The organism is Streptomyces sp. ML-6 (assembly GCF_030116705.1).
In the GTDB taxonomy this organism is placed as follows: domain Bacteria; phylum Actinomycetota; class Actinomycetes; order Streptomycetales; family Streptomycetaceae; genus Streptomyces.
This window is the reverse complement of the sequence record NZ_JAOTIK010000001.1, coordinates 5,046,344-5,071,129: the sequence shown is the minus strand read 5'-3', so window position 1 is coordinate 5,071,129 and position 24,786 is coordinate 5,046,344. Positions and strand designations below refer to the sequence as shown.

Below are 24,786 nucleotides of genomic sequence, written 5' to 3'. Positions count from 1 at the left end.
CGCTCCCCGCCCGGCGCCCGGCGACCCGTTCGGCGCCCTGCGGACCGGCCTACGCGCCGTTCTCGTCCTCCTCGCGGCCGGACTTCCCGGCGGGCGATCCCGGCGCGGGCGTCGGGGCGACGTCGACGGCGCTCGCCCCGCGCGGCTGGGGCGCGTGCCGCAGGGCCTCCTCCCGCCCGAACGTCCGCAGATAGCCGACCACCGTGTTGGTGACCGCGACCAGCGGCACCGCGACCACGGCTCCCCCGATACCGGCGATGAGACCGCCGGCGGCGACGGAGAGCACGACGGCCAGCGGATGCACCCGCACCGCCCGGCCCAGGATGAACGGCTGGAGCACGTGGCCCTCGATCTGCTGCACGGCGAGCACCACGGCCAGCACCATCAGCGCGGTGAACACGCCCTGGGTCACCAGCGCGACGACCACCGCCAGCGCCCCGGAGATCACGGCGCCGACCAGCGGGATGAAGGCGAAGAGGAAGATGAAGACGGCCAGCGGCACCGCCATCGGCACGTCGAGGAAGAAGATCCCGAGCCCGATGAAGATCGCGTCGATCAACGCCACTATGACGGTGCCCCGCACGTAGGCGGTCAGCGTCCGCCAGGCGCGCGGCCCGGCGCCCGCGACGCCCGGCCGGGCCTGGGCGGGCACCAGCTTCAGCACCCATTCCCAGATGCGCTTCCCGTCGTACAGCAGGAAGAGCGTCGAGAACATCGCCAGCAGCATCCCGGTGAGGACCTCCACCATCACCGTGACGCCCTCCAGCCCGGCGGAGGTGATCTGTTCGGTGTTGGTGCCGATGGTGTCGCTGAGGTTCTTCGCGATGTCGTTGATCTGCTGCTCGGTGACGTGGAAGGGGCTGTCGAGCAGCCAGCGCTTCAACTCGTCGATGCCGTCCCGCACCCGGTCGGACAGGGTGTCGAGGTTGTCCATGACCTGCCAGACCACGAACCAGCCGACCAGCCCGATGATGACGAAGCCCAGGACCGCGGTGACCGCGGTGGCCAGGCCGCGCGGCAGCCCGTGCCGTCGCAGCCGGGCGACCGTCGGCTGGAGCATCGCGGTGACGAGCAGCGCGGCGACGAAGGCCAGGACCACCAGTTCCACGGCGCTGATGATCTGCGTCAGCACCCAGACCGTGCCCGCGAGGACGAGCAGCCGCCAGCCCGCCTCGGCCGCGACCCGCATGCCCCAGGGGATCGCCGCGACCGGATCGGGCCGGGCGGCCACGGAGGGCGCGTACGAGGGGGGCGGCGGCACATGGTCGGTGACGGTCGCGGCGGGCACGGCGGAGGGCTCGGCGGCCCCGGCGGATGCGGTGGCGGCCTCGGCCGGTCCGGGGCCGGACCCTGCGGTCACGTCCTCCTCGGCGTCGGCCCTGCGCCGCTCCAACCGCTCACCCAGTTCGGTCAGTTCGGCCCCGAGCCGGCCGAGCCACCCCGGAATCTTCGACATGTTCGTCCCTCTTCCCCCGTCTTCTCCCCCGCCGCTCCCCGCCGGGCGGTCCGGACCCGACCGTACACGCGCGAAGCCCCCCGCCGTAGGAGGGCGGGGGGCTCTGCACGTTCGAACCGCGAACCTGTGAGGGCTCCGGCAGGTCTAGTACCAGTGGTTGGCCTGCCAGAAGGCCCAGGCACCACAGGGGCTGCCGTACTTGGCGCCGTTCATGTAGCTGAGGCCCCACTTGATCTGGGTGGCCGGGTTGGTCTGCCAGTCCGCGCCGGCGCTCGCCATCTTCGAGCCGGGCAGTGCCTGCACGAGGCCGTAGGCGCCGGAGGACGGGTTGCTCGCGCGGTAGTTCCAGCTCGACTCGACGTTCACGATGTTGCTGAAGCACTGGAACTGGTCGGCGGGCACGATCTGCCGCGCGATCGCCTTGAGCTCGGCGACGGTGTACGAACCCTGCTGGGCGAACGAGGCGGTGCTGCGGACCTCGGAGCGGCTGGCGCGCTCCTTCTCCTCCTTGGCCTTGCGCTCCTTCTCCAGCTTCGCCTCGGCCGCCTGCTTCTTCGCCTTGGCGTCCTTGGCGGCCTGGATGCGGGCCGATTCCTCCGCGGACTTCTTCGCCGCGGCGTCGGCCGCGGAGGCCTGCGCGTCGGCCTGCTGGGTCAGCGAGGCCGTCTGCACCTGGGCCTGCTCACCCGCAGGGATGTCGGCGAGAAGCGTCGTGTCGGCTGCGGCCGCCTCGAAGTTGTTGTCGTCGACAGCGGGGCTGCTGCCCGACGCAACGCCCACGACGGCGCCGACGGTGGTGACCGCAGTGGCAGATGCCACGGCGAATCCCCGGACCGAGATCCGGCTCACACGGTGTCCTTCCAGCATCGCCCGCTTAGGTGACCTCGCGGACGCAATCGTGCCCCTGGCGCTGGCCTCCCCACTGCTTGGGTCACGGGAGGCACGGGCCCGGTGGGCGACTCCGCGAAGGAGTGCCGCGTGGTACTCGCGGGCGGCATACGGACGGCGTGTGTTGAGTTGTGTGGTGCGTGGCACCTCTGGAGGTGCTCGTGTGCCGTATGCGGGGCCTGACGGAAGCAAGACTTTGCCGGAACGGGCCACCGGGAAGCAATTCCCCGTCGCGTGTGAAAGCTCACACCCCGTTCGGAGCAAGTGATTTACGAAAATGTCGCCGCAGCGCGGTGCCGCCCGGCTAAGCTACTGCGCTCGCCGGGCGGCACCAACGGTCGTATCCCGTATCAGATCTGGCCTTCCTCCAGCATTTCGGTCACCAGTGCGGCGATGTGCGAACGCTCGGAGCGGGTGAGCGTGACGTGCGCGAAGAGCGGATGCCCCTTCAGCTTCTCGACCACGGCGACGACCCCGTCGTACCGGCCGACCCTGAGGTTGTCCCGCTGGGCCACGTCATGCGTGAGGACGACCCGGGAATTCGACCCGATCCTGGACAGCACGGTCAGCAGGACGTTCCGTTCGAGCGACTGCGCCTCGTCGACGATCACGAAGGCGTCGTGCAGCGACCGGCCCCGGATGTGGGTGAGCGGCAGGACCTCCAGCATCCCTCGCCCCAGCACCTCCTCGATCACCTCGCGCCCGGCGACCGCCGAGAGCGTGTCGAAGACCGCCTGCGCCCAGGGGCTCATCTTCTCGGCCTCGGTGCCGGGGAGGTAGCCCAGCTCCTGCCCGCCGACCGCGTACAGCGGACGGAAGACCATCACCTTCCGGTGCTGCCTGCGCTCCAGGACGGCTTCGAGACCGGCGCAGAGCGCCAGCGCCGACTTGCCGGTGCCGGCCCGGCCGCCCAGGGACACGATGCCGACGTCCTGGTCGAGGAGCAGGTCGAGCGCGATGCGCTGCTCGGCGCTGCGGCCGTGGATGCCGAAGACCTCCCGGTCTCCGCGCACCAGCCGCACATTGCCCTCGGCGGTGACCCGGCCGAGCGCCTTGCCGCGCTCGGACCGCAGGACCAGCCCGGTGTGCACGGGCAGTTCCGCGGCCTCCGGCACGTACAGCGTCTCCTCCCCGTAGAGGAGGTCCACCTGGTCGGCGCCGAGCGGGAGCTCCGACATGCCCGTCCAGCCGGAGTCGGTGATGGCGAGTTCGGCGCGGTACTCCTCGGCGAGGAGGCCGACCGAGGACGCCTTGATGCGCAGCGGCAGGTCCTTGGAGACGACCGTGACGTCGTACCCCTCGGCCTGGAGGTTGCGCGCGACCGCGAGGATCCGTGAGTCGTTGTCCCCCAACCGGTAGCCGGCGGGCAGCACGCCGGGATCGGAGTGGTTGAGTTCGACGCGCAGTGTCCCGCCCAGATCCCCGAGCGGGATCGGGGCGTCCAGCCGGCCGTACCTGACCCGGAGGTCGTCCAGCAGGCGCAGGGCCTGCCGGGCGAAGTAACCGAGCTCCGGGTGGTGCCGTTTGGCCTCCAGTTCCGTGACCACGACGATCGGGAGCACGACTTCGTGCTCGTCGAACCGGGCCATGGCGTTCGGATCGGCCAGCAGCACGCTGGTGTCGAGAACATAGGTGCGCCTGTCGGGAATGCGGCGCTTTGTGCTGGTCACCACGGAAGGACGTACCCCCTCGGACGAGGTTGGGGTGCGACGGCGTCGCGGAGCATCCCAATGGGAGAGAACGGACCGGGCTCTGGCCCCGTTGCGCGGGCCGAGCACCGGCCCTCCGCGTCGGCCGCACGGTGTGTACGGTCCTTCGTGTGCAAAGGGCCTCCCGGGCGAGCGGACTCCATGCCGCTCATCTGGACACGACATCCGCCTGGTTCCTGACCGGATGTCGACCTGTCAGGGGTATTCCCTCGAACACGCGGAGCCATGCCGCCCGGGGCGGGTGAGCTGGGAGTTGTGCCCCGGCCGCATGTGATCCGGGGTCTGGTCCGGGGCCCGGCCCGGGAGGTGGGCCGGGGTGGGATCCCGGGCGTGAGCCGGGGTGCGATCCGGGGCCCGGTCCGGGATGGCCGTCCGTATCGTTGCGTCCCGCGCCCCCGGACGGACCGGGGGCGGGCGGGCGATGGCGTCAGCCGCCGTAGCGGCGGTGGCGGGCCGCGTAGTCGCGCAGGGCGCGCAGGAAGTCGACCCGGCGGAAGGCCGGCCAGAAGACCTCGCAGAAGTAGTACTCGGAGTGCGCGCTCTGCCAGAGCATGAAGCCGGACAGCCGCTGCTCGCCGCTGGTGCGGATGACCAGGTCCGGGTCGGGCTGGCCCCGGGTGTAGAGGTGTTCGGAGATCAGGTCGGTGGAGACGATCTCCGCGAGGTCCTCGAAGGACGTCCCCTTGGCGGAGTGCTCCAGCAGCAGCGAGCGGACCGCGTCCGCGATCTCCTGCCGCCCGCCGTAGCCGACCGCGACGTTGACCAGTATTCCGTCGATCCCGAGCGTGGCCTGCTCGGCCTCCTTGAGCACCGTCTGGGTGTGGGAGGGCAGCAGGTCGAGCGTGCCGACGTGGTGGACCCGCCAGCGGCCGTCCGCCGCGAGGTCGCGCACCGTGTTCTCGATGATCTTGAGGAGCGGGGTCAGTTCGGACTCGGGCCGGTCGAAGTTGTCCGTGGACAGCAGCCAGAGCGTGACGACTTCCACGTCCGTCTCGCTGCACCAGCCGAGGAGGTCCTTGATCTTGTCCGCACCGGCCTGGTGGCCCTGCGCGGCCGTGCCGCCGGACGCCTTCGCCCAGCGCCGGTTGCCGTCGAGGATGACGCCGATGTGCTTGGGCACCTGGGTGTGGTCTAGGCGGGCCTCCACCCGGCGCGCGTAGAGCCCGTACACCAGGTCGCGCAAGTTCACTGAGTTCACCTCTCGGTTCCGTGCGGGCCCGCCCGCCCCTGTGCCCGGGGTCGTCCCCCCCGGGTCACCGCGCCGGTACACAGAGTCCGTCGCCCCGCCATGGCATGTCATGACGGCCCCCCGAAGCCGCCACATTACTGCGCAGGGGGCGTACCGACCCAACCCGGTCTGTCACAAGTCCGTGATAAGGAGAGAAACGTGACTGATTCCCCTCTCCATTACCTGGCCGCCGGTTCGCGCTACGACTCCATGGAGTACCGCCGCACCGGCCGCAGCGGTCTCAAGCTGCCCGCCGTCTCGCTCGGTCTCTGGCACAACTTCGGCGACGACCGCACGCTGGGCTCCCAGCGGGCCATCCTGCGTCGCGCCTTCGACCTGGGCGTGACCCACTTCGATCTGGCCAACAACTACGGGCCGCCGCCCGGCTCCGCCGAGCTCAATTTCGGGAAGATCTTCCACCAGGACTTCGCCCCGTACCGGGACGAGCTGATCGTCTCCACCAAGGCCGGTTACGAGATGCACCCGGGCCCGTACGGCGAATGGGGCTCCCGCAAGTACCTGCTGTCCTCGCTCGACGCCTCGCTGAAGCGGATGGGCCTGGAGTACGTGGACATCTTCTACTCCCACCGCTTCGACCCGGAGACCCCGCTGGAGGAGACGATGGGGGCCCTGGCCTCCGCCGTCCAGCAGGGCAAGGCGTTGTACGTGGGGGTGTCCTCGTACAACGCGGAGCAGACCGCCGAGGCGGCCCGGCTGCTCAGGGGGATGGGCGTCCCGGCCCTGATCCACCAGCCTTCCTACTCGATGATCAACCGCTGGATCGAGGACGACGGCCTGCTCGACACCCTGGAGGAGGCCGGCATGGGCTGCATCTCCTTCGTGCCGCTCGCCCAGGGCCTGCTCACCGGCAAGTACCTGACGGGCATCCCCGACGGTTCGCGCGCCACCCAGGGCAAGTCCCTGGACCCCGGCCTGCTGTCGGACGAGGTGCTCCGCCGGCTGAACGGCCTGAACGACATCGCCCGGCGGCGCGGCCAGTCGCTCGCCCAGCTGGCGCTCGGCTGGGTGCTGCGCGACAGCCGGATGACCTCCGCCCTGATCGGCGCCTCCAGCGTGGCGCAGCTGGAGGAGAACGTCGCGGCGCTCACCGGCTCACCGCTGTCCGCCGAGGAACTGGCCGAAATCGACACCTTCGCCGTGGACACCGCGGGCGCCAACATCTGGGCCGGGCGGAGCTGACGGGCTCCGAAGTTGACGGGATCCGAGCTCCGGGCCGACGGGATCCCGGATCCGAAGCTGACGGGAACCGGGCTCCGCGGGACCGGCCCCTGACCGGCCCCGCGGCCCAAAAGAAAACGGGCCGGTCCGTGGGGGGGGGATACGGACCGGCCCGAGGGGGGTTTCCACCATAACCCTTCGTAAGTGATGCTGCGCGCCACGCCACTCCACAATTACTCTCCGGGTTCACTGAACTCCGTTGCGCGCGCATCACCGGGTTGACGGCCCGCGGGCCCGCCCGGCGGGCTCTCAGTGGCCCCCGACCGGCTTCACACAGCCGGTGCCCTCCAGGTACTTGCCGTGCGCCTCGGCCTTGACGAGCCCGCCGACCTCGCCGTCCAGCGACCCCACCACGCAGAGCCTGCCGAGGTCGAGGATGAAGGTGGTGCGGTGGGGGCCGAAGGTGCCGGTGGATACGGACTCGGGCGGGTAGCCCAGGCCGGTGAGCGCGGTACGGACCCGGGGTTCGGTGCTCCTGCGGCCCTCCGCGAGCCCGGACAGGCCCGCCACGACCTTCTTCACCTCGGCGTCGCCCCGCTCCCGCTCGGCCGGGGAGAGTTCGGCGGTGGACTGGAAGGCGTGGTTCTCCCGGTACTTCGAGGCGTCGCTGCCGTCGACGGGTCCGTCGGAGCGGGTGTTCCCGGCGAAGGGGGCGCTGCTCGTACCGGACCCGTCGGCCCCGGCCCCGGCTCCGGCCCGCTCCGTGCCGCAGCCGACGAGGACGAGGGCGAGGACGGGTACGAGAACGAGTGCCGTCGCGGTGGCGGCGGCTCGGGCCGCGCGTCTCACAGAGGTCATGCGCCGAGTATGGGACAGGGCCCGGCCCCGGGGCCGCCCTCCCCGAATCGTCCGGCATCGTCCCGGATCGCGGTCATCTGCCGGGCGGGGGCGCGGATTTGAGGCCGGGCCGGCTCCGGGGCCGGGGTCGGTGTCGGCTCCGGGGGCGGCGGGGCGCGGGTGGGCGGTTGCCCGGGTTCAGGCGGTGGCCGGGGCGCCGCGGTGGCCGCGGGTGAAGCGGATCGTCATGCTGTCGCCGCCGAGGACCACGAAGCTGCCGCCCTCGCAGCGGATGGCGGCCTCGCGCACCTGGCCCCGTTCGTCGCCGTGCTCCTCGGTGCGGGTGACGGTCCAGCCGCCGTCGGGCGGCGGCGGCAGGTTCGTCACGGGGGCGAACTCCCACTGGCCCGAGGGCACGCACCAGTCGGGCAGTCGGGGCCAGGCACCCGGGCCGACCCGCAGGGCCCCCTCCGACGCACAGGTCAGGAGCACCGACTGGCCGTCGGCCAGCAGGAACTCGACGGCCTCCGGCTCCCCCACCCGCCCCTCCGGCCGGTAGAAGACACCGAGCACCCCGACGATCCGGGCGCCCCTGAGCCAGTCGGCCCTCCCCTGCCGCGGGACGCGCGGTGTTCCGTTCTCGTGGCCCGTGTTCCCCGTCCTCATGACGATCCCCTTCCCCGGCGTTCACCGTCCAGGGTCGCACCCTTCGCGAAGTACGGGGCGGTGATCGTCCGGGTGGCGACCGGTCGCGACCGGTTCCGGCCCCGGCGGCTACCGCGGTTTGCGGGCCTCGATCAGGAAGCGGGTGGTGTGGGCCACGAACGGGCCCCCGGTCTCGATCCGGTGGTGCAGTTCGGCCAGCCGCGAGCGGTACTCCTCGACGGTGAAGCCCGGCACCATCCAGATCACCTTCCGCAGGAAGTAGACGACGGCGCCGATGTCGAAGAACTCGGTGCGCAGCCGCTCCGCCCGCAGGTCGACGACCTCCAGCCCGGCCGCCTCGGCCGCGGCCCGGGCCCGCTCGGGGTCCCGGGCGCCGCGCACCCGCGGCGGCTGCGGGCCGAGGAAGTACTCGACGAGCTCGAAGACGCTGGCCGGGCCGACCTGCTGCGAGAAGTACGTGCCGCCGGGGGCGAGCACCCGCGCGATCTCCTCCCACCAGGTGGTCACCGGGTGCCGGCTGACCACCAGGTCGAAGGCGTCGTCGCCGAACGGCAGCGGCGGCTCGTCCGGATCGACGACCACGGCCACACCGCGCGGGTGCAGCAGGGCCGTGGCGCGGGCGACGTTCGGCGGCCAGGACTCGGTGGCGACCACGAGCGGCGGCAGCTTCGGCACGGACGCGAGGACCTCGCCGCCGCCGGTCTGGATGTCGAGCGCGGCCCGGGCCCGCCCCATCCGGTCCGCCATGGCGCGGGCGTACCCCCAGGAGGGGCGCTGCTCCGTGGCCCGGCCGTCGAGCCAGGAGAAGTCCCAGCCGGCGACCGGTGCGGCGGCGGCCTCGGCGACGAGGGCGTCGAACCGTGCGCGTTCGGCCTCCGCCGCCGCGCCCGCTGTCTCTTCTTCGGGTGTACCGGTCATACGGAGATCGTGTCAGCCGGGTGTCGGCCCACGCGACCTCAATACCCCGGGGCCACCGCGGATCGTGGCGGGGCCGGGAACCGCCCGCCGGTTCTCAGGCGGCCAGGGCGCCGAGCAGGATGCCCAGCAGCGCACCCGTGATCATGAACGGGCCGAACGGGATGCCGGTCTTGCGCCCGGCCCGGCGCAGGACCATCAGCCCGAACCCGTACACCGCGCCGAGCAGGAACCCGGCGAAACCGCCGGCGAACAGCACGGCCCAGCCGTACCAGCCGAGGGCCACGCCCAGCGAGAGGGCGAGCTTGACGTCGCCGAAGCCCATGCCGTTCGGGTTGATGAGGAAGAGCAGGAGGTAGAAGCCGCCGAGCGCGGCCCCGCCGAGCAGCCCGGACAGCCACGATCCGCCGTGCTCGGGAAGGAGCGCCGCGACGCCCAGGAGCACGGTGACGGCGCCGGCCGCGGGCAGGGTCAGCAGGTCGGGCAGCCGGTGGACGCGGCGGTCGATGGTCGCGAGGAGCACGCCGACGGGGGCCAGCAGCAGCCAGACGGCGAGTTCGGGACGGGTTCCGGTGGCGGCGGCGAGCACGGCGCAGGCGAGCGCGGTGACGACGGGGACGAGGGTGCCGGGGGCGTAGCGCGCCGGGTGCGTGGGGGCGGGGGGCGCGGGGGCGGGGAATGCGGATTCCGAGGGTGTGGATTCCGGGGGCGCGGATTCGGGGGGTGTGGAGCCGGGATGGGGGGACTCGGGGGGTGTGGAGCCGGGATGGGGGGACTCGGGGGGTGTGGAGTCGTCCGCTTCGTCGGCGGGGGTGCCCGGTCCCGTACCCGCGGCGACGGGCACGGGCGTTGCGGCGCACACCGGGCAGCGGGTGGAGCCGAGCCAGCCGCGGGCGATCCCGGTCAGGGGGTGTCCGGAGGGGCAGGTGTCGCGCCATGGCTCGTCCGGCTCGACGGAGAACCGGTGGGCGGCGCGCGGGACCAGCAGTCCGGCCGCTGCGCCCCAGAGTGCGGCGAGCACTGTCAGCATGGCTTCCACGGAGCCGACCCTAGGCGGGTGCCGGGCACCGGTCATGGGTCCTGGGGCCCACTGCACACCGTTCCGGACCCAGCAACCGTCACCGGGCGCTACCTTCATGGCCATGGCTCAATGGCGCAATGGCAGCGGTACGTTGACGGTCACCGGCACCGGGGGAGGTCAGGGGCGGCGCATTCCGTTGCGGATCGCGGCCTCGTACCGGGCCCGCAGCCGGGGGCTGCTCGGGCAGGACGGGATCGACGGTGCCCTCATGATCACCCCGTGCGGGAGCGTGCACTGCTTCGGGATGCGGTTCACCATCGACGTGGCGTACCTGGACCGGAAGTTCAGGGTTCTGGCGGTGCGCACGATGAAGCCCGGACGGCTGGGGCTGCCCCGGCTGCGGGCCCGGCACGTGATCGAGGCGGAGGCCGGCGCGATGGAGCAGTGGGGGCTGCGGCCGGGGGCGCGGGTGGAGATCGTCCAGGACGTGGTCGACGGCAACTGAGGGGGCGACAACCGCCCCTCTCCTGCCTGTTGGGCCCGACTTTGGGGCCAAGGGCCCAGGTCACGGGGCTCGTACGTCCGTACGCTCACGCTGAACCCGAAATGCTGAACTGCGGGCTCGGGCAGGGCAAGTGGACGTCGGAGAGGAAGAACCGTGACTGGTGGCGGGGGCTGGGGAAGCGGAAGCGCGGGCCACATACCGCCGGGGAACGGGGGTGCCGGCTCCCACCAGGGCGGCGGCGGCGTGTTCTTCGCACTGACCCGCAGCTGGGCCGCCGGCGCGCTGGTGTACATCGCCGCCGGGTACCTCGTGTCGCGCGGGCTCGTCGAGATGCTGGCCACCGAGGAGCGGCTGGCCAGTTTCGGCTGGCGGCTGGGAGTGCTGCACATCCCGAACGTCATCACGACCGTCCTCACCGTGCTGGCCGCCGCCCGTGTCCTGCCCGACGAGCACCGCGAGTCCCGCCTCGTGTCCCTCCTGGCCGCCCTCGGGGTGCCGGTGGTCGCGCTCGGCTACGGCCTCGCCGTGTCCTGGCACGTCATGAACATCGAGGGCACGCTGATGCCCATCGTCTCGCTGGCGACCGGCGCGGCGGCCGGGCTGGCCGTCGACCGGCTCCTGGACGACCGCGCGGACGACCCGGCGCCGGCCCCGTACCACCCGTACTCCTGGCGGGACGGCGGTGCCACCGCCATGGAGTACCTGGGGGTGGTCGTCCTCGTCGTCACGCTGATCGGCGCGATGTCCATGGCGGGCGTCGGTGGCCAGATCGGCGAGCGCATCCGTTGCGCGATCAGCTCGCTGGGCGGCGGCGGGGGCGGCTGTTCCACGGGCGGCGGCAACGGGGAGAACACCGCCAAACCGAAGACGGACGCCGACTACGAACCCAAGATGTGCCAGGTCTCCAGCATCTCCGACACCGTCGGCGGCAAGGTGAAGATCGGCTGGTTCGAGTGGGGCAACGAGTACGGCTTCCAGCAGAAGGTCAGCCAGGCCAACACGGACGTGAACGAGGACGGCAAGGTCGACGAGAACGACAAGCTGGTCTACATGACGTTCACGGACGCCATCTCGGCCGGCGCCACCGGCAGCACCCCCGGCGCCAAGCTCGGCAAGCTGGGCAAGGCCGATGTGGACGTCGGCGGCGGCATCAAGATCACCAACGGTGACACCTGGGTCTTCAAGAGCGAGGAGGAGGCCCAGAAGATGCGCGACGACATCGAAGAAATGAAGATGTGGGAGACCTCCACGAAGTACAGCGGCGGCTACGGCGGCGGCTGGTACTCCGGGATGAAGTGGGCCGACAAGAAGAAGCAGGTCGAGGACCAGATCGGCGACAAGAAGATCTCCTACTCGACCATCGGCCTCAACGGGTACGCGGACGGCGGCCTCTCCATCAGCGCGGGCGACGAGTCCGAGCTGGGCGCGAAGCTCGGCGGCAAGGCGAAGTTCTCCCCCGAGGTGACCATCACCAAGGACGACGTCAACGGCAACGAGTCGTACACGTACACCGCCAAGCTCGAACTGGAGGGCAAGGTCAGCGGTTCGGCCGGCCCGCTGGGCGGCACGGCCGGCGCGAAGGACAACCGGACCGGGGCGATCACCGTCACCCGCGACCAGAAGACCGGCAAGATCGTCCGCATCGACATGACCCAGACCCTCGAAGGCGGCTCGACCTCCAGCAAGGGCGACATCAAGGGCGACAACGGCGAGAAGGGCAAGGACAAGCGGGGCGGCAAGGTCAGCGGCTCCGACTCCTCCGGCGAGACCGGCGTCCAGGTGCGGACCAACTCGATCGTCTTCGGCAAGGACACGGACAAGGCCACCGAGGACAAGCGGGCCATCGCCGAGCAGTGGCTCGACGGCTCCGGCAACAACACCGCCCCGTTCGAGTACATGTTCGGCGACCACTCCCTGCAGGACCGGCCCACCAACGGCGACGCCTTCGAGCAGCTGATGTTCGAGGACGGCCTGTCGAGTTCCATGAAGTACACCGGCCTGACGGACGCCCAGGAGTTCGGCTTCGAGGTGTCGCTCGGCATGAGCCTCGGGTTCTCCTTCTCCGACGAGCACAAGAAGGAGACGCTGACGGACGCGGAGTTCCTCGGGGCCCCGCAGGGCGACAAGCGTTCGTACCTGCCGTACAGCTACTGCGCGAAGTAGCGACGGCGGTACGACGGGCGGTACCGGGTCCGGCTACGGTGCCCGGTGACCGCGGCCACCACGCACGACGACAAGGCGATAGGCGATGACGACGACGATGAAGATGTCCCGGGCGATCGGCGCAGCTGCTGCCGCCGCCATCGGCCTCGCCCTGCTCGCCGGCTGCGGCGGCGACCCCGCCGCCGTCCCGGAGGGCTGGGGCACACTCGACACCAAGAGCCTCTCCGTCGGTTACCCGGAGAACAAGGGCTACAAGGAGCAGGCGGAGGCCGACCGTGCCGAGTCCAACGCCGCCGTCGCGCTCAAGAAGGAGGGCGGGGTGCGGGCCGGCATGGTCTCCGTGCAGCTCGACTTCGCCACGGGTGTGGACGACGCCGCCGAGGCAGCGGCGGCGGCGGGCGCCGGGATCGGTCTCGGGGCGACCCGCAAGAACACCGAGGATGTGCGGCTCGCAGGCGCGGAGGACGCCCGGGACGCCCGCCGGATCGACTACGAGTTCCTGTCGAGCGGCAAGGACGAAACCCCGGCGCCCGGCACCCGGATGACGGGCGTCGTGGTGGCCGGTGTCGACTCCAAGGGCGTGCCGTTCGCCGTCCGGATCAACGCCGTGAAGGGCGCGCTGAGCAAGCAGGACCTCGACGCCTTCGTCGGCTCCATCACGGTCAAGTAGGCCGCGCGGGCCGAGTGGGCCGCGCAGGTTGAGCAGGCCGCGTAGGTTGATTCGGTCAAGTAGGTCGAGCAACGGATCGGGAGCACCCGTTCATGCAGATCCTGCCCGGTGGCACAGCCACGTTCCTGCTGCTGTTCGGTCTGTTCCTCGGCGCGTTCGCGGTCCGTTCGGCGCTGCGCCTGTACCGGGTGCTGCGGCTGCTGCAGCACGGTGAGCGCGTCGAGGGCCGGTGCACGGACCGCCTGACGGTGGACCGGGGCCCCGGCTCGGAGCGCGGCTACACCACCGAGTACGTCTTCGCGTTCCGCACCCGCGACGGCCGCGACGTCGAGTTCACCGCCCACGCCCCGGGCCCGTTCGGCTTCGAGGTCGGGGCGCCGGTCCAGGTCAGTTACGACCCGGCCGACCCGGAGCACAGGGCCGCGCTCGCCGGGCCGGGGGCGTGGGGGCCGGTGGTGATGCCGGCGGTGTACACGCCCATGCTCGGGGCGTTCGCGGGGATGCTGCTGGCCGGTTTCGCGATGATACGGGGCTGGATCTGAGGCGCGGTACGGCTCGGGCCGGGGCGTGCCAGTGGGCGTGACCCCGGGTGTGCGCGGCCCCGTGGCCGTCAGAACGTGGCGCGGTCGAACGGCTTCGGAAGCGCCTCCAGCGCCCCGGCCTCCCGCAGCCGTTCGTTCGCCCCGATGACCGTGTCGAGGTCCGGGAGCTTCGTACCGCCGCACGTGAGGTCGACGACCAGGCCGTCGTTCGCGGTGCGGACGTACGTCCCGGGCAGGTCCTCGGGGGCGCGGGCGGCCCGGCCGGCGGAGAGGAAGACCGCCCGGCCGCAGCGGGGGTCGCTGTTCTTCAGGTCGAATCGCTCGGCCACCGCCCGGTACTGGGGCCGGTCGTACACCTGGCCCGCGTCGAACTCCCAGTGCTCCGCGAGGAGCCGCAGGATCTCCGGGGCGCGGCGGATCACCTCCGCGGTCTCGTCCACCTCGCGCGAACGGAAGGAGAGCGCGACGGAGTTCCCCGCGTACTGCGAGGTGCTGCCCGCGTGGACCGCCAGGGACACGTGCGGCGAACCGGGGTTGCTCGCCCACAGCGAGGCGGTGTAGCCGATCACGTCGAGGTCGGGGCCCGTGTTCCCCCGCTCGATGTACTCCGCCAGCGCGGCGGCCGAGGGTTCCAGCACCGGGTCGGACGGCCGGCCGTCCCCGGCCTCGTGCCAGGTGCCGAAGGTCGGACCGTCGATCTCCCCCAGGGCGGCGAGCGTCACGGCCCAGCGCTCGGCGACGGCCGCAACGGACTCCCCTCGAAGGCCCCAGAGGCCGTTCACCACGACGTTCAGCACGACACGTTCTCCCTGGGGCCCGGGCCCCGGTCCTCGATCCTCGGTTCTCGGCTCACGGTCCGTCGTTCTTCCGACGCTCAGTCGCCGACCACGTCCCCGGGGGTGTGGATCACCTTAACCGGGATGCCCCGGTCCTCGAACATCTCCCGCGCCGCCTCGGCGACGTCCGGGTCGGACATGTGCCACTCGACCGGCTTGCCGCGGGCCGCGTCGACCTGCCGGCTGGCCTGGTCCGCCCACCGGTCGGCGACCTTCGGGGTGAGCGCCCCGGTGTCGGCGTCGTAGAAGTCCTTGCCCCGGTACCCGTACTTCGCCTCCAGGTAGGTGCCCCGCGAGGCGTCCCAGCCGTCGAAGTCGACCGGCTTGCCCGTGAGTTTGTCCAGCGGCACCCGGTACTCCTTGCCGCGGCCCACCTTGGAGATCTGCTCCTGGTAGCGGGCGCCCATCTCGGTCGGGTAGCTCCAGACGCCCGGCTTGATCTCCTGCCAGTTGCCCTCGCCGCCGTCCTTGGAACCGGTCGTCGGGTCCTTCAAGTCCTTGTACCACTCCGGCTTCGGCTGGTTCTGGGCACGCTCCAGGTCCTTCTTCCGCTTGGCCGCCTTCGCGGCCGCGGCGGCCTCGTCGGCCAGTCGCTGGGCCTCTTCGGCGGCGGCCTTCTTGTCCGGATCGACCTCGCCGCAGTCCTGCGCGAAGAACCCGACGGGCACGGCCGTGCGCGGGCCGGCCAGGACCCCGGTGCCGGTGCCGGGCAGCCCCGGCGCGGTGCCGCCGCCGTACGGGACCCGCAGGCGACCGCCCAGGCCGACGGTGCAGCCCTTGAGACCGGCCTCCTCGGCGGCGTCGTCGGCGTGCTGCTGCGCTTCCTTCGCGGCCTTCTCCGCGGCGTCGACGTCGCCCGCCTTGGCGGCCTTCTTCGCCTTGGACGCGGCCTCCGACGCCTTCTCGGCGACCTCGCCCAGCTTGCCGAGTTTCCCGAGCTTGCCCAGCTTCCCGAACTTGCCGACGAGCTTGGCCTCGCCGTATCCCGGGATGAGGAGGGAGCCGATGTTCCAGAGACCGGTGCCGATCGCCTGGCCCTCGTTGCCCTCCTTCCACATGTCCCGGACCTCGTCGCCGATGAACATGTCGTCGAGGACCTTGATGCCGGTGCCGCCGGACGCCTTGGTCCAGTCCCAGATCGCGCCGAGGTAGTCGCCGTCGGCCCACTTCTTCCCGGCGTCCTTGGAGTCCTGGCTCCACTTGTCGCCGAGGCTCTTGCCGTAGTCCATCAGGCCGTTCCACGCGTCGACCGGGTGGAAGATCGTGTCGATCGTGCCGGTGATGTCACCCCACAGGCCGTCGCCGATCAGGCCCTCGAAGAAGCCGCCGGTCTGGTCCACGGCGCAGGAGAAGAACGCGCCGATGCCCGAGGTGCAGCTCTCGTCGTCGCCCCCGTCGCCGTTGTCACCGCCGTCGCCGTCGCCGTCCGGGATGTCGCCCCCGTCCACCTCTCCCGAGGTGTCCACGTCGTCGCCGCCGTCGTCGACCTGGATGGTGTCGCCGCCGGTGGAACCGGAGCTGCCGGAACTGCTGGAGTCACCGGAGCCGCCGGATGCGTCCGCACCGCCCGAGCCGCCCGATGCGCCGGAGCCGCCCGTCGCGTCCGAGCCGCCGGACGCATCCGAGCCGCCCGTCGCATCGGCGCCGCCGGAACCCGAGTCCGTACCACCGGAGTCCGTGCCGCCGGAGTCCGTGCCGCCGGAGTCCGTACCACCGGTGGCGACCGAGCCGCCCGAGTCCGTACCGCCGGAGTCCGTGCCGCCGGACGAGGTCCCGTGCCCCGCCTCCACCTCGCTGCCGCCGGGCGCGGGGCAGGCGCTGCCGGTCAGCCGGCAGATCGCGTCCTGCATGCCGCCGGTGATCTGGGCGCCGATGCCCGTGACGACGAGCCCGGCGATGAGGGCCACGACCACCAGGACCATGCCCAGGTATTCCATCGCGGTCTGGCCGGCGTCGTCGCGGCGCCACCTGATCATGCGCGCGATGCTGAACCGCCGGTGCGGGGCGCGCTGTTCGGGGCTCAGGGCGAACCACTCGCGGGAGCTCACCCGGAACAGCAGGACGACGACGACCACGGGGATCACCAACTGCGTGATGCCCCGCCCGCTCCCGTCCCCGCCGAGGGTCGACAGCGCCCCGGCGATGAACCAGACGTGTACGGCGAGGAGGCCGCGCCAGATCCAGACGCCGCCCGTGCGCACGTAGAGCGACAGCACCAGGCCGATCACGCTCGGCAGCGCCGCGTACAGCAGCAGCCCGAAGAGCCGGCCGTCGACCTCGTTGACCGCCGACGCCACCGTCAGGACACCGGCACCGCCCAGCACCGCGGCCGCGAAGAGCAGCCGGACGAGGATCAGTACCGCCTGCAACGGTCGCGGCAGGGGCTGTCTGCCCTGCCGGGTCATGACGGCGCCACCACCGTCGGCGCCGCCCGCGATCGCGAATCCACCTGTGCCAGACACGACGAGTCCCCCAGCTTGCCGGTGTGCGGCCACAGTTCAGCCACTCCACGCATCCGACCACACCGGCACCCTTCGGGGCATGGGCCCCAGGGCCCAATGCAACGCTCAAAGTCGCCGATTCCCACGGGAGTTGCGGATCAACGGAACAAATAGGGCACCTGCCGCCACCACCGAACGGGGACTCCGTCACCGCCGCGCGGGGCCTCGCCATCGCCGCACGGGCCCCACTACCGCACGGGGACCTCGCTGCCGAACAGCATCCAGGGCGACTGGTCGTAGGAGGCCACCCCGGACAGCTGCGGCTGCACCGCGGCGATCTCGTGCCGCACGGCGAGCGTGTCGGGCCAGCTGTCGAAGCACGTCGTCCCGTTGACGACGACACCGCTCCAGTCCGTCGCCGCGGAGGCGCCCTCGCGGTCGACGACGAACCCGATGCAGAGCACGGAGGCCCGCCCTATCGCCTCCCGGATCGCCCGCGCGGCCGCCTCCTGCTCGTCCCGGGTCAGCCGGCCGAGCCCGAATTCCAGCGCGACGACCCCGTCCCGCATCCGGTAGATGCGGGCGGGGACCTCGGTGCCGCCGCTCGTCCACAGCAGGAAGTCGACCGTGTCGAGCCGTTGCAGCCCGGCCAGCAGCACGAGCTGTTCCCGGGTCACCCAGGACGGGGCGGCCCGGGAGCCGGGCCCCGGACCGAGGAGGGTGACCCGCCTGGTGACGGGGTGGGCCAGCCGCAGCCCCGCCGCGTCGAGGTCGTTGAAGAGGGACTCGGCGTCCGGTCGGCTCCAGCCGAGGTGGTACGAGTAGAAGAAACCGTCACTCATCGACACATCACCCCATGAACGGATACAGGTGGAGCGTGCAGATCAACGTGCGTGCGGGCGCGCCGGACGGACGCCCGTGACGGGCGCCGGGTCGGGTGTGCTCACGATTGGTCACGCATGAGCGTAATGAGATCCATCCGTGCGGGCGTGGGCCCACGGACCCAGGGCGGACCCCAATGGTCCGGTACCGGCCTCCCGGCGCCCGCGCCGACCCGGTGCCCGGGCCCCGGCCCCGCCCCTTGGCCGACCCCGTGGCCGATTCCGTCGCCGGTGCGGCCACCGGTGCCTCGCCGCCGGTGCCGGGACCGCGCGGGCGCCGGTTTATACGTTGGACAGGCCCCGGCCCGTCGCCCATGGTGTACGTCGATGACACGCACCGATTCGCCTCCCGCATGGGACGAGCGCACCCAGCTGACCACCTTCCTCGACTACGTCCGCGACACCGCACGCGCGAAGTGCGAGGGCGTCTCCCCCGACGACGCCCGCCGGGCCCCGTTGCCGGGCTCGCCCCTGATGACGATCGCCGGGCTGATCAACCACCTCAGCTGGGTCGAGTACTACTGGTTCGAGGTGGTCTTCCTCGGCGGGGAGGACGAGGGCCCCTGGACGGACGAGGACCCCGACCGCGAGATGCGCGTCGCGGTGGACATGCCGCTCGCCGACGTCCTCGCCCTGTACGCCGAACGGAACGCCCGTTACCGCGAGTTGGTCGCCTCCCACGACCTGGACACCCCGGCGGAGCGTCCGCGCCGGGACGGCAGGTCCCCCGATCTGCGCTGGATCGTCCTGCACCTGATCGAGGAGACCGCCCGGCACAACGGCCACCTCGACATCATCCGCGAGATCGTCGACGGCACCACCGGCGTCTGATCCGGCCCCCGCACCGCAGGGGCCCTTCGGCAACCGCATCCGCTGTCACCCGGCCGAAGGGCCGAGTGCCCGTCACATCCCGTACCCCTTCGTCGATACAGGACCGGACCCGACCTATTGGGTTCCTACGATCGTCACGTCCGGAAAGACCCCGAGGAAGGACGTGACCGATGAACCCCATCGCCCCCGAAGGCCACACCTCCGTCGCCCCCTGGGTGGTGACCGACGACACCGGCGCCCTGTTCGACTTCCTCACCGCGTCGTTCGGCGCCGAGGAGCTCGTCCGGGTACCGGTCGAGGACGGCAGCATCGGCCACGGCGAGATCCGGATCGGTGACACGGTCGTGCTGGCCTTCGACCGCCGGCCCGACTGGCCGGTGATGCCCTCGCTGCTGCGGGTGTACGTCCCCGACGCGGATGCCGCCATGGCCACCGCCGTCGCCCACGGGGCGCGGGTGGTCACCGAGGCCGCCGACAGCGCGTGGGGGGATCGCGGCGGCCGGGTGCGGGACCCGTTCGGCAACATCTGGTGGGTGGTCGGCCGGGTCGAGCAGGTCGCGCCGGACGAGGCCTGGGAGCGGATGTCGGAGCCGAAGTACGTCGAGTCGATGCGCACGGCCCAGGAGACCCTGGACGTCGAGCTCAGTGGCCGCGCGACGGGCGTGGCGAGCACCCCGCTGCGCCCGGCGGACTGAGCCCGGGGGCCGGGGACGTCGAGCCGAGTCCGGGGGCCGGGGCCGGTGGGCCGGGGACGGCGGAGGAACGGAACCGGGCTCCGGAACGACTCGCGGCGGTCGGCCATCCGTCGAGCCGCACCCGGTCCCGTGCGGGCCCTGGATGCTCCCGGCCCCGCGCGGGGCCGGGGGCGTGGCGCTACTCCGGTTCCCCCCGAAGCTTCCTGATCATGACCGCGAACGCGGAAAACCCTCCCGGGCAGGAGAGGATCGCGTCGCGGTACTCGTAGGCGTCACTCACGAGGGACGAATAGGTGACCGGACGAGGGCAGTGCAGCGAGAAGAACCAGATGTGGGCGCTCCAGTCGCGCTGCGTCATGGCCTCCCATTCGTCCCCGCACCCCTCCGCCAGGGCGTGCAGGCAGGACGCCACGGAACGGGCTTCGTTCCCGGCCCACTCCTCGTCGAGCCAATGCCGGAAATTCGAGGTCAGCCGCTCCACGTCACGTGCCGTGTGATCTCCCCTGAAGACTTTGCCGACGATCTCACCCTGTTCGTCCGACATCGCCATACCGCCAGCTCACCGGCCTTCCGCACTCAAGGACGAGCTTCCGGACACCCTGCGTTTCGCCATCGCCGCCGGAGCGGGTCCCTCCCCGTCCCCACCGGCCGTCGATCACCGAGCACTGGCCGCGAGCACGCCAACGATGCCCAGCATTAAAACTTTCTAGAAAAATATTCTTGTTTTACCTACCGTCCCATGTGCGACTCCCAACGTCAACGCCCTTGCCACGGACGGCAACTCACTCGCGCGCGGCCAGGCGCACCAGGGCAGGCTCCCCCGCGCATCGGAATTCGATCCGTTGGCTACCGGGTACCCGTCCGCGACGTGACGCCTGCCCCTGGAGCGTCACGTTCGTCCGCACCCCCGCGCCCCGCGCCCCGCGCCGCACCGTCCCCCGAAGAGACGTACGCCACATCGCCCCCTGTCACATCTTGCCGAGCTGTTCCGTCAAGGAGGTGTAGTCATCGAAACGGCAAGGAGTTCACCATGGACGCCCGTCTGAACCTCTTCGAAAACCCGATCGCGACCAAGTTCCTGAGGCACATCGTCTCGGCGGGCAAGGTGATTGCGGACTCGACGCTGCCGGCCACGACACAGCACCTGGTCGAGATCCGCGCCAGCCAGATCAACGGCTGCGCCTTCTGCACCGACATGCACACCAAGGAAGCCGCCCACATCGGGGAGACCCCGACCCGCCTCAACCTGGTTGCCACCTGGCGCGAGGCCACGGTCTTCACCGACGCCGAGCGCGCCGCCCTGGAGGTGGCGGAGCAGGGCACCCGCATCGCCGACACCGCCGGTGGCGTCACGGACGAGGCCTGGGCGAACGCGGCCAAGCACTACGACGAGGACCAGCTCGCCGCCCTGCTGTCGCTCATCGCCCTCATCAACGCCTTCAACCGGCTGAACGTCATCAACCAGCAGCCCGCCGGCGACTACCAGGTGGGCCAGTTCGGATAACCGATCGGTTCGGGGCACCCGGACCCGGACACCCGGACCTCGACGGCAGGGGCCCGGCACCGCGAGCACGTCGCGGTGCCGGGCCCTGCCGTCGTTGTCGCGGACCTACGCGCTCCGATATGCCCGGAGAAAGGTCCGCACTCCCTCGACGACGAGCGGTCGGACGCGGGTGTCCTCCGCGGCGTTCGCGGAACCGAGCCTGTCCAGCGCGACGCCGAAGGTCAGCGCGAGGAACTGGTCGGCCGCGAGCCGGGGGTCGGGGACGTCGAGCAGCCCGGCCGCGGCGAAGGCGGCGAACCGCCCGGCAAGCGCCTCGTCGGGAGTGTCGGCCATGGAGTTGTAGCCCGGGTGCGGCAGGTGGCCGGATTCCGCCCGGACCAGTCGTCGCAGCGTTGCGTACTCCGCCGAGTCGAGCATGTCGGTCGCGATGCGCATCGAGAACGTGACCAGGGCGTCCTCCAGGCCGGCGGCCTCGGTGGGGCCGGTGAGGGTCTCGTCGAGGGTGCGCCGGATCGTGGTGACCAGTGACCGGCCGATGTCATCGACGACTGCTCGCAGCAGCGTCCGCTTGTCGCCGAAGTAGTCGTAGACCGTTCGCTTGGACACCTCGGCCCGGGCGGCGACCGCGTCGACGCTGGAGCGGTCGAAACCGTCGGCGAGGAACAGCTCCCGGGCCGCCAGGAGGATGGCGGCCCGCTTCCGCGCGGACCCCTCGCGCAGTGTCTTCGTGGTCGGCGTCTTCATGGTCGGCATGGGCACATCCTAACCTTCCTACACTGCACGGTGTAGTGCAATACTGGCTCGGCGGGGACTGCACCCCTACACCCGCTCCGTCCGGCGGAGCCACACATGAGCCGCCTCGGGTACCGCTTTCCCCGGGTTCACCCCGCCGGACGACCTCGGACCTGTCCACAGAGCACCCTGCACACCGCGCCCGAGCGAATGGCCGCCGTGTCCGCGCCGGGCCCGGCAGGGCGGCAGCACCCCGCGTACGGCCGGTTCCTTCCTCGCCCGGCAATGACGGAAAGGACCACCCTTGAAAGGCAGGACGTCCATGACCACAACTTCGGCTCCCCCGGCCCGCATCGGGATCGGAAAGGCCGCTGTCGGGGCCCTCGGCATGCTGGCGGTCGCCACCGGCGCCCTGGAATCGGTGGTGACGCCGACGCTCCCGCTCCTGCAGCGCGAGCTGGACATGAGCCCCGCCGAAGGCGCGTTACTCAGCGTCGTGCTCCTCATCACCGGCGCGCTCGTCACACCGGTCGCAGGCAGGTTCGGCGACCGCTACGGCGGAAAACGGGTCCTGATCCGGCTGATGACGGTGGTCTGTGCCGGTGGTCTGGTGTCCGCCCTGGCGCCGAACCTGCCGGTGCTGCTGCTCGGTCAGGTACTGCAGGGAGCGATGGTGGGCGCGCTGCCCCTGTCGTTCATCCTCGTGCGCGAACACCTCCCCGCGGGAGAGTCGAAGGTGGCCATCGGGGTGGTCAGCGGGTTGTTCGTGGGGGGCGGGATGGCGGGAACGCTGTCGGCCGGGCCCGTGGCGGAAGGGCTGTCCCGGCACTGGATGTTCGCGCTGCCGACGATCGCGGTCATCGGGGCCACCGTGCTGGTGAACAGGCTGATGCCGCACGATCCGCCGGCCCGGTCGGACGGCACCGGGGTCGACTGGCCCGGCCTGGTTCTCCTGAGCGGGACGCTGGTCACGCTCATGCTCGTGCTCGCGCTGGCGCCCGACATCGGCTCGCGGCCATTCGTGCTCGGCGCCCTCGTCGTGGCCTTGGCCGCCTTCGTGACCGGATGGACAGCCGTCGAGCGTCGTGCGGCCTCGCCGATGGTCGATCTGCGCATGCTGGCACGGCCCGCGGTGTGGAAGTCGTGTGTGCTGACGTTCGTGATCTGCGTCGGCACCTCGGTGGCGGTCTATCTCGTCCCGCAACTGTTCGCGGTGCCCGCCGACAAGTACGGCTTCGGGGCCGGCGCCACCGAGATCGGCTTCTTCCTGCTGCCCGGCGCCGTGGCCGCGTCGCTGGCCGGGCCGATCGGCGGGATCGGGGCGCGGCGTTTCGGCTCGCGTGCCGTGGTCACCACCGGGGCCGTCATCATGGTCGCCGCCCTGATCGCCCTGGCAGCCGTGCACACCGAGGTCTGGCACCTCGTCGTCGGCAAGGCGCTGATCGCGCTCGCCAACGGCCTGTGCGTCACGGCGATGGTGGCCGGCACCGCCACATCCGTCGCCCAGGGCGACACCGGCATCGCCACCGGCCTGGTCCTGGTGACGCGCGTGCTCGGCTATGCCGTGGGGGCGCAGATCAGTGGCGCGATCCTCACCGCCGAAACCCCTTCCGGGTCGGATGTCCCGGCCGAATCGGCCTTCGTCACCGGCTTCGTCATGGCCGGCGCCGTCACGGCGCTGTCCCTGTTCGTCGCCCGCACCACGAGCAAAGGAGTCGAGGAATGAGCCGCACCGGTCTGTTGAGGGATGCCCGTACCACGCCGAGGCGCACGGCCCTGGTATCCGGGGCCGGCATCGCGGGGCCCGCCCTCGCGTTCTGGCTGAACCGCCACGGATTCGCGGTCACGGTGGTCGAGAGGGCGGGCACGCTTCGTGGCGGTGGTTATCCCGTCGACGTGCGCGGCACCGCACTCGAGGTCGTCCGGAGGATGGGAATCCTGCCGCGGCTGCGGGACGCGCACATCGATCTGCGCCGGCTGACCTTCCTCGACGGCGACGGCGGCGAGGTGGCCTCGGTCGACCCGCACGCCGTCACCGGCGGTGTCGCGGGACGGGACCTGGAGGTACGGCGCGGGGATCTGGCCGGCGCTCTCCACGCGGCGGTCCGTGACGACGTGGAGTTCTTGTTCGACGACTCCATCGAAACCCTCGACCGGTCCGGCCACGGGGTCGACGTCGCCTTCCGCGGGGGCGGCAGGCGTACGTTCGACATGGTGTTCGGTGCGGACGGCCTGCACTCGCGCACCCGCGAGTCCGTGTTCGGCCCCGAGGAGCAGTTCCACCGGTACCTCGGCTACTGCTTCGCCGGGTTCACCATGCGCAACACCTTCGGGCTCCTCCGCGAGACCGTGATGTGGAACGCCCCGGGCAGGGCCGCGACGCTCTACGCCGTGGGGGACGACAGCGACGAGGTCCACGCCTTCCTGAACTTCGCCCGGCCGAAACCGCCGTTCGACGCGTTCCGGAACCCGGAGGCCCAACGGGACCTGGTCGCCGCGGTCTTCGCCGACGCGGGATGGGAGGTCCCGGGCATGCTCGCCGCCATGCGCGACGCGGACGACCTGTTCTTCGACGGGGTCGGTCAGATCCGCATGCCCCGCTGGTCCAGCGGCAGGGTCGCGCTGGTCGGCGACGCCGCGTACGCGCCCTCGTTCCTCACCGGGCAGGGCTCCAGCCTCGCGCTCGTCGGCGCGTACATGCTCGCCGGTTCCCTGGCCGGCCGGGACCACGCCGCGGGCTTCGCCGCCTACGAACACAGCACCCGCGAGTTCGTGACCCTGAACCAGGATCAGGTCGGCGAGGGCGATGCCATGCTCTTCCCGACCACCGCTCGGGCCTTGGAGCAGCGCAACGACATGCTGCGCAATCTCGGCGCCACGCCCTTCGCGGAGGGGCGACCGGCCCATTCGGCCCTCACCCTGCCCGAATTCACGCCCATCACGTGAGTCCGGGCACGCGCGCCACGGAGCGCTGCTGCGGGGAGGCCGACCGGGCCCAACTCACCGGTCACAAGGGCCGGACCGAGATGGGCGGCCCCACCGGATCGCTCGGATGCCCCCCGCACGGGCGAACTGACCACCCCCTTC

Annotated in this window: 23 protein-coding genes; 10 read left to right on the top strand and 13 right to left on the bottom strand. The window is 71.5% G+C overall.

Going from position 1 to position 24,786, the window contains the following annotated elements; genetic code table 11:
* Positions 1-49: 49 nt before the first annotated feature.
* The 4 genes from OCT49_RS22785 to OCT49_RS22770 all read right to left on the bottom strand — a co-directional run bounded on the left by OCT49_RS22785 (position 50) and on the right by OCT49_RS22770 (position 5,242).
* Entirely contained in the window at positions 50-1,456 is a 1,407-nt protein-coding gene (locus tag OCT49_RS22785; RefSeq protein WP_283853695.1) for an AI-2E family transporter, read from the bottom strand.
* 144 nt (positions 1,457-1,600) lie between these two features.
* Positions 1,601-2,305, bottom strand: coding sequence for an aggregation-promoting factor C-terminal-like domain-containing protein (locus OCT49_RS22780; RefSeq protein ID WP_283853694.1), 705 nt, complete (start codon positions 2,303-2,305; stop codon positions 1,601-1,603).
* A 389-nt stretch (positions 2,306-2,694) separates the two neighbouring features.
* Positions 2,695-4,017, bottom strand: coding sequence for an RNA 5'-3' helicase PhoH2 (gene phoH2, locus OCT49_RS22775; protein ID WP_283853693.1), 1,323 nt, complete (start codon positions 4,015-4,017; stop codon positions 2,695-2,697).
* 463 nt (positions 4,018-4,480) lie between these two features.
* Positions 4,481-5,242, bottom strand: a complete 762-nt coding sequence (locus OCT49_RS22770; protein WP_283855904.1) for an isoprenyl transferase — start codon at positions 5,240-5,242, stop codon at positions 4,481-4,483.
* A gap of 198 nt (positions 5,243-5,440) precedes the next feature.
* On the opposite strand from OCT49_RS22770, the gene mgrA reads away from it, so the two are divergent.
* The gene (gene mgrA, locus OCT49_RS22765; RefSeq protein WP_283853692.1) at positions 5,441-6,481 is read left to right on the top strand and encodes an L-glyceraldehyde 3-phosphate reductase; all 1,041 of its coding nucleotides are present in this window, start codon (positions 5,441-5,443) and stop codon (positions 6,479-6,481) included.
* Positions 6,482-6,769: 288 nt separating this feature from the next.
* Here the strand turns inward: mgrA and OCT49_RS22760 are convergent, their stop codons facing one another.
* The 4 genes from OCT49_RS22760 to OCT49_RS22745 form a co-directional block, all read right to left on the bottom strand.
* Positions 6,770-7,318, bottom strand: a complete 549-nt coding sequence (locus OCT49_RS22760; protein ID WP_283853691.1) for a hypothetical protein — start codon at positions 7,316-7,318, stop codon at positions 6,770-6,772.
* Between the two features lie 177 nt (positions 7,319-7,495).
* A complete protein-coding gene (locus OCT49_RS22755; protein ID WP_283853690.1) occupies positions 7,496-7,963 on the bottom strand; it encodes a hypothetical protein in 468 nt (155 codons plus the stop codon).
* 108 nt (positions 7,964-8,071) lie between these two features.
* Positions 8,072-8,881, bottom strand: a complete 810-nt coding sequence (locus OCT49_RS22750; protein ID WP_283853689.1) for a class I SAM-dependent methyltransferase — start codon at positions 8,879-8,881, stop codon at positions 8,072-8,074.
* A 94-nt stretch (positions 8,882-8,975) separates the two neighbouring features.
* Positions 8,976-9,917 (bottom strand): prepilin peptidase, encoded by a 942-nt coding sequence (locus tag OCT49_RS22745; protein WP_283853688.1) that lies wholly within the window; start codon positions 9,915-9,917, stop codon positions 8,976-8,978.
* Positions 9,918-10,020: 103 nt separating this feature from the next.
* On the opposite strand from OCT49_RS22745, the gene OCT49_RS22740 reads away from it, so the two are divergent.
* The 4 genes from OCT49_RS22740 (at position 10,021) to OCT49_RS22725 (ending at position 13,779) form a co-directional block, all read left to right on the top strand.
* Positions 10,021-10,404 carry a DUF192 domain-containing protein gene (locus OCT49_RS22740; protein ID WP_502963404.1) on the top strand — a complete coding sequence of 128 codons (384 nt, stop codon included), beginning with the start codon at positions 10,021-10,023 and terminating at the stop codon, positions 10,402-10,404.
* 153 nt (positions 10,405-10,557) lie between these two features.
* Positions 10,558-12,567, top strand: a complete 2,010-nt coding sequence (locus OCT49_RS22735) for a hypothetical protein (protein ID WP_283853686.1) — start codon at positions 10,558-10,560, stop codon at positions 12,565-12,567.
* An 85-nt stretch (positions 12,568-12,652) separates the two neighbouring features.
* Positions 12,653-13,237, top strand: coding sequence for a hypothetical protein (locus OCT49_RS22730; RefSeq protein WP_502963403.1), 585 nt, complete (start codon positions 12,653-12,655; stop codon positions 13,235-13,237).
* A 92-nt stretch (positions 13,238-13,329) separates the two neighbouring features.
* Positions 13,330-13,779, top strand: coding sequence for a DUF3592 domain-containing protein (locus tag OCT49_RS22725; RefSeq protein ID WP_283853685.1), 450 nt, complete (start codon positions 13,330-13,332; stop codon positions 13,777-13,779).
* A 68-nt stretch (positions 13,780-13,847) separates the two neighbouring features.
* On the opposite strand, the gene OCT49_RS22720 is transcribed toward OCT49_RS22725, so the two are convergent.
* From OCT49_RS22720 to OCT49_RS22710, 3 genes are all read right to left on the bottom strand, one after another.
* Positions 13,848-14,576, bottom strand: coding sequence for an Imm52 family immunity protein (locus OCT49_RS22720; protein WP_283853684.1), 729 nt, complete (start codon positions 14,574-14,576; stop codon positions 13,848-13,850).
* 77 nt (positions 14,577-14,653) lie between these two features.
* Positions 14,654-17,077 (bottom strand): Tox-REase-5 domain-containing protein, encoded by a 2,424-nt coding sequence (locus OCT49_RS22715; RefSeq protein ID WP_283853683.1) that lies wholly within the window; start codon positions 17,075-17,077, stop codon positions 14,654-14,656.
* A gap of 227 nt (positions 17,078-17,304) precedes the next feature.
* Positions 17,305-17,898, bottom strand: coding sequence for a hypothetical protein (locus OCT49_RS22710; protein WP_283853682.1), 594 nt, complete (start codon positions 17,896-17,898; stop codon positions 17,305-17,307).
* A 366-nt stretch (positions 17,899-18,264) separates the two neighbouring features.
* Between OCT49_RS22710 and OCT49_RS22705 the strand changes: the two genes are divergently transcribed.
* Both OCT49_RS22705 and OCT49_RS22700 read left to right on the top strand, forming a co-directional pair.
* The gene (locus OCT49_RS22705; protein WP_283853681.1) at positions 18,265-18,768 is read left to right on the top strand and encodes a DinB family protein; all 504 of its coding nucleotides are present in this window, start codon (positions 18,265-18,267) and stop codon (positions 18,766-18,768) included.
* A 170-nt stretch (positions 18,769-18,938) separates the two neighbouring features.
* Complete coding sequence (locus OCT49_RS22700; RefSeq protein WP_283853680.1) at positions 18,939-19,463, top strand: VOC family protein; 525 nt, start codon at positions 18,939-18,941, stop codon at positions 19,461-19,463.
* A 178-nt stretch (positions 19,464-19,641) separates the two neighbouring features.
* On the opposite strand, the gene OCT49_RS22695 is transcribed toward OCT49_RS22700, so the two are convergent.
* Entirely contained in the window at positions 19,642-20,013 is a 372-nt protein-coding gene (locus OCT49_RS22695; protein ID WP_283853679.1) for a hypothetical protein, read from the bottom strand.
* Between the two features lie 480 nt (positions 20,014-20,493).
* On the opposite strand from OCT49_RS22695, the gene OCT49_RS22690 reads away from it, so the two are divergent.
* Complete coding sequence (locus OCT49_RS22690; protein ID WP_283853678.1) at positions 20,494-20,967, top strand: carboxymuconolactone decarboxylase family protein; 474 nt, start codon at positions 20,494-20,496, stop codon at positions 20,965-20,967.
* Between the two features lie 105 nt (positions 20,968-21,072).
* On the opposite strand, the gene OCT49_RS22685 is transcribed toward OCT49_RS22690, so the two are convergent.
* On the bottom strand, positions 21,073-21,720 hold the full coding sequence (locus OCT49_RS22685) for a TetR/AcrR family transcriptional regulator (protein WP_283853677.1): 648 nt from the start codon (positions 21,718-21,720) through the stop codon (positions 21,073-21,075).
* Between the two features lie 301 nt (positions 21,721-22,021).
* Here OCT49_RS22685 and OCT49_RS22680 point away from each other — a divergent pair, with 301 nt between their 5' ends.
* Both OCT49_RS22680 and OCT49_RS22675 read left to right on the top strand, forming a co-directional pair.
* Positions 22,022-23,425 (top strand): MFS transporter, encoded by a 1,404-nt coding sequence (locus OCT49_RS22680; protein ID WP_283853676.1) that lies wholly within the window; start codon positions 22,022-22,024, stop codon positions 23,423-23,425.
* Entirely contained in the window at positions 23,422-24,645 is a 1,224-nt protein-coding gene (locus OCT49_RS22675; protein ID WP_283853675.1) for an FAD-dependent monooxygenase, read from the top strand. Before OCT49_RS22680 ends, OCT49_RS22675 begins: the two co-directional genes overlap by 4 nt.
* The last annotated feature ends 141 nt before the right edge of the window (positions 24,646-24,786 follow it).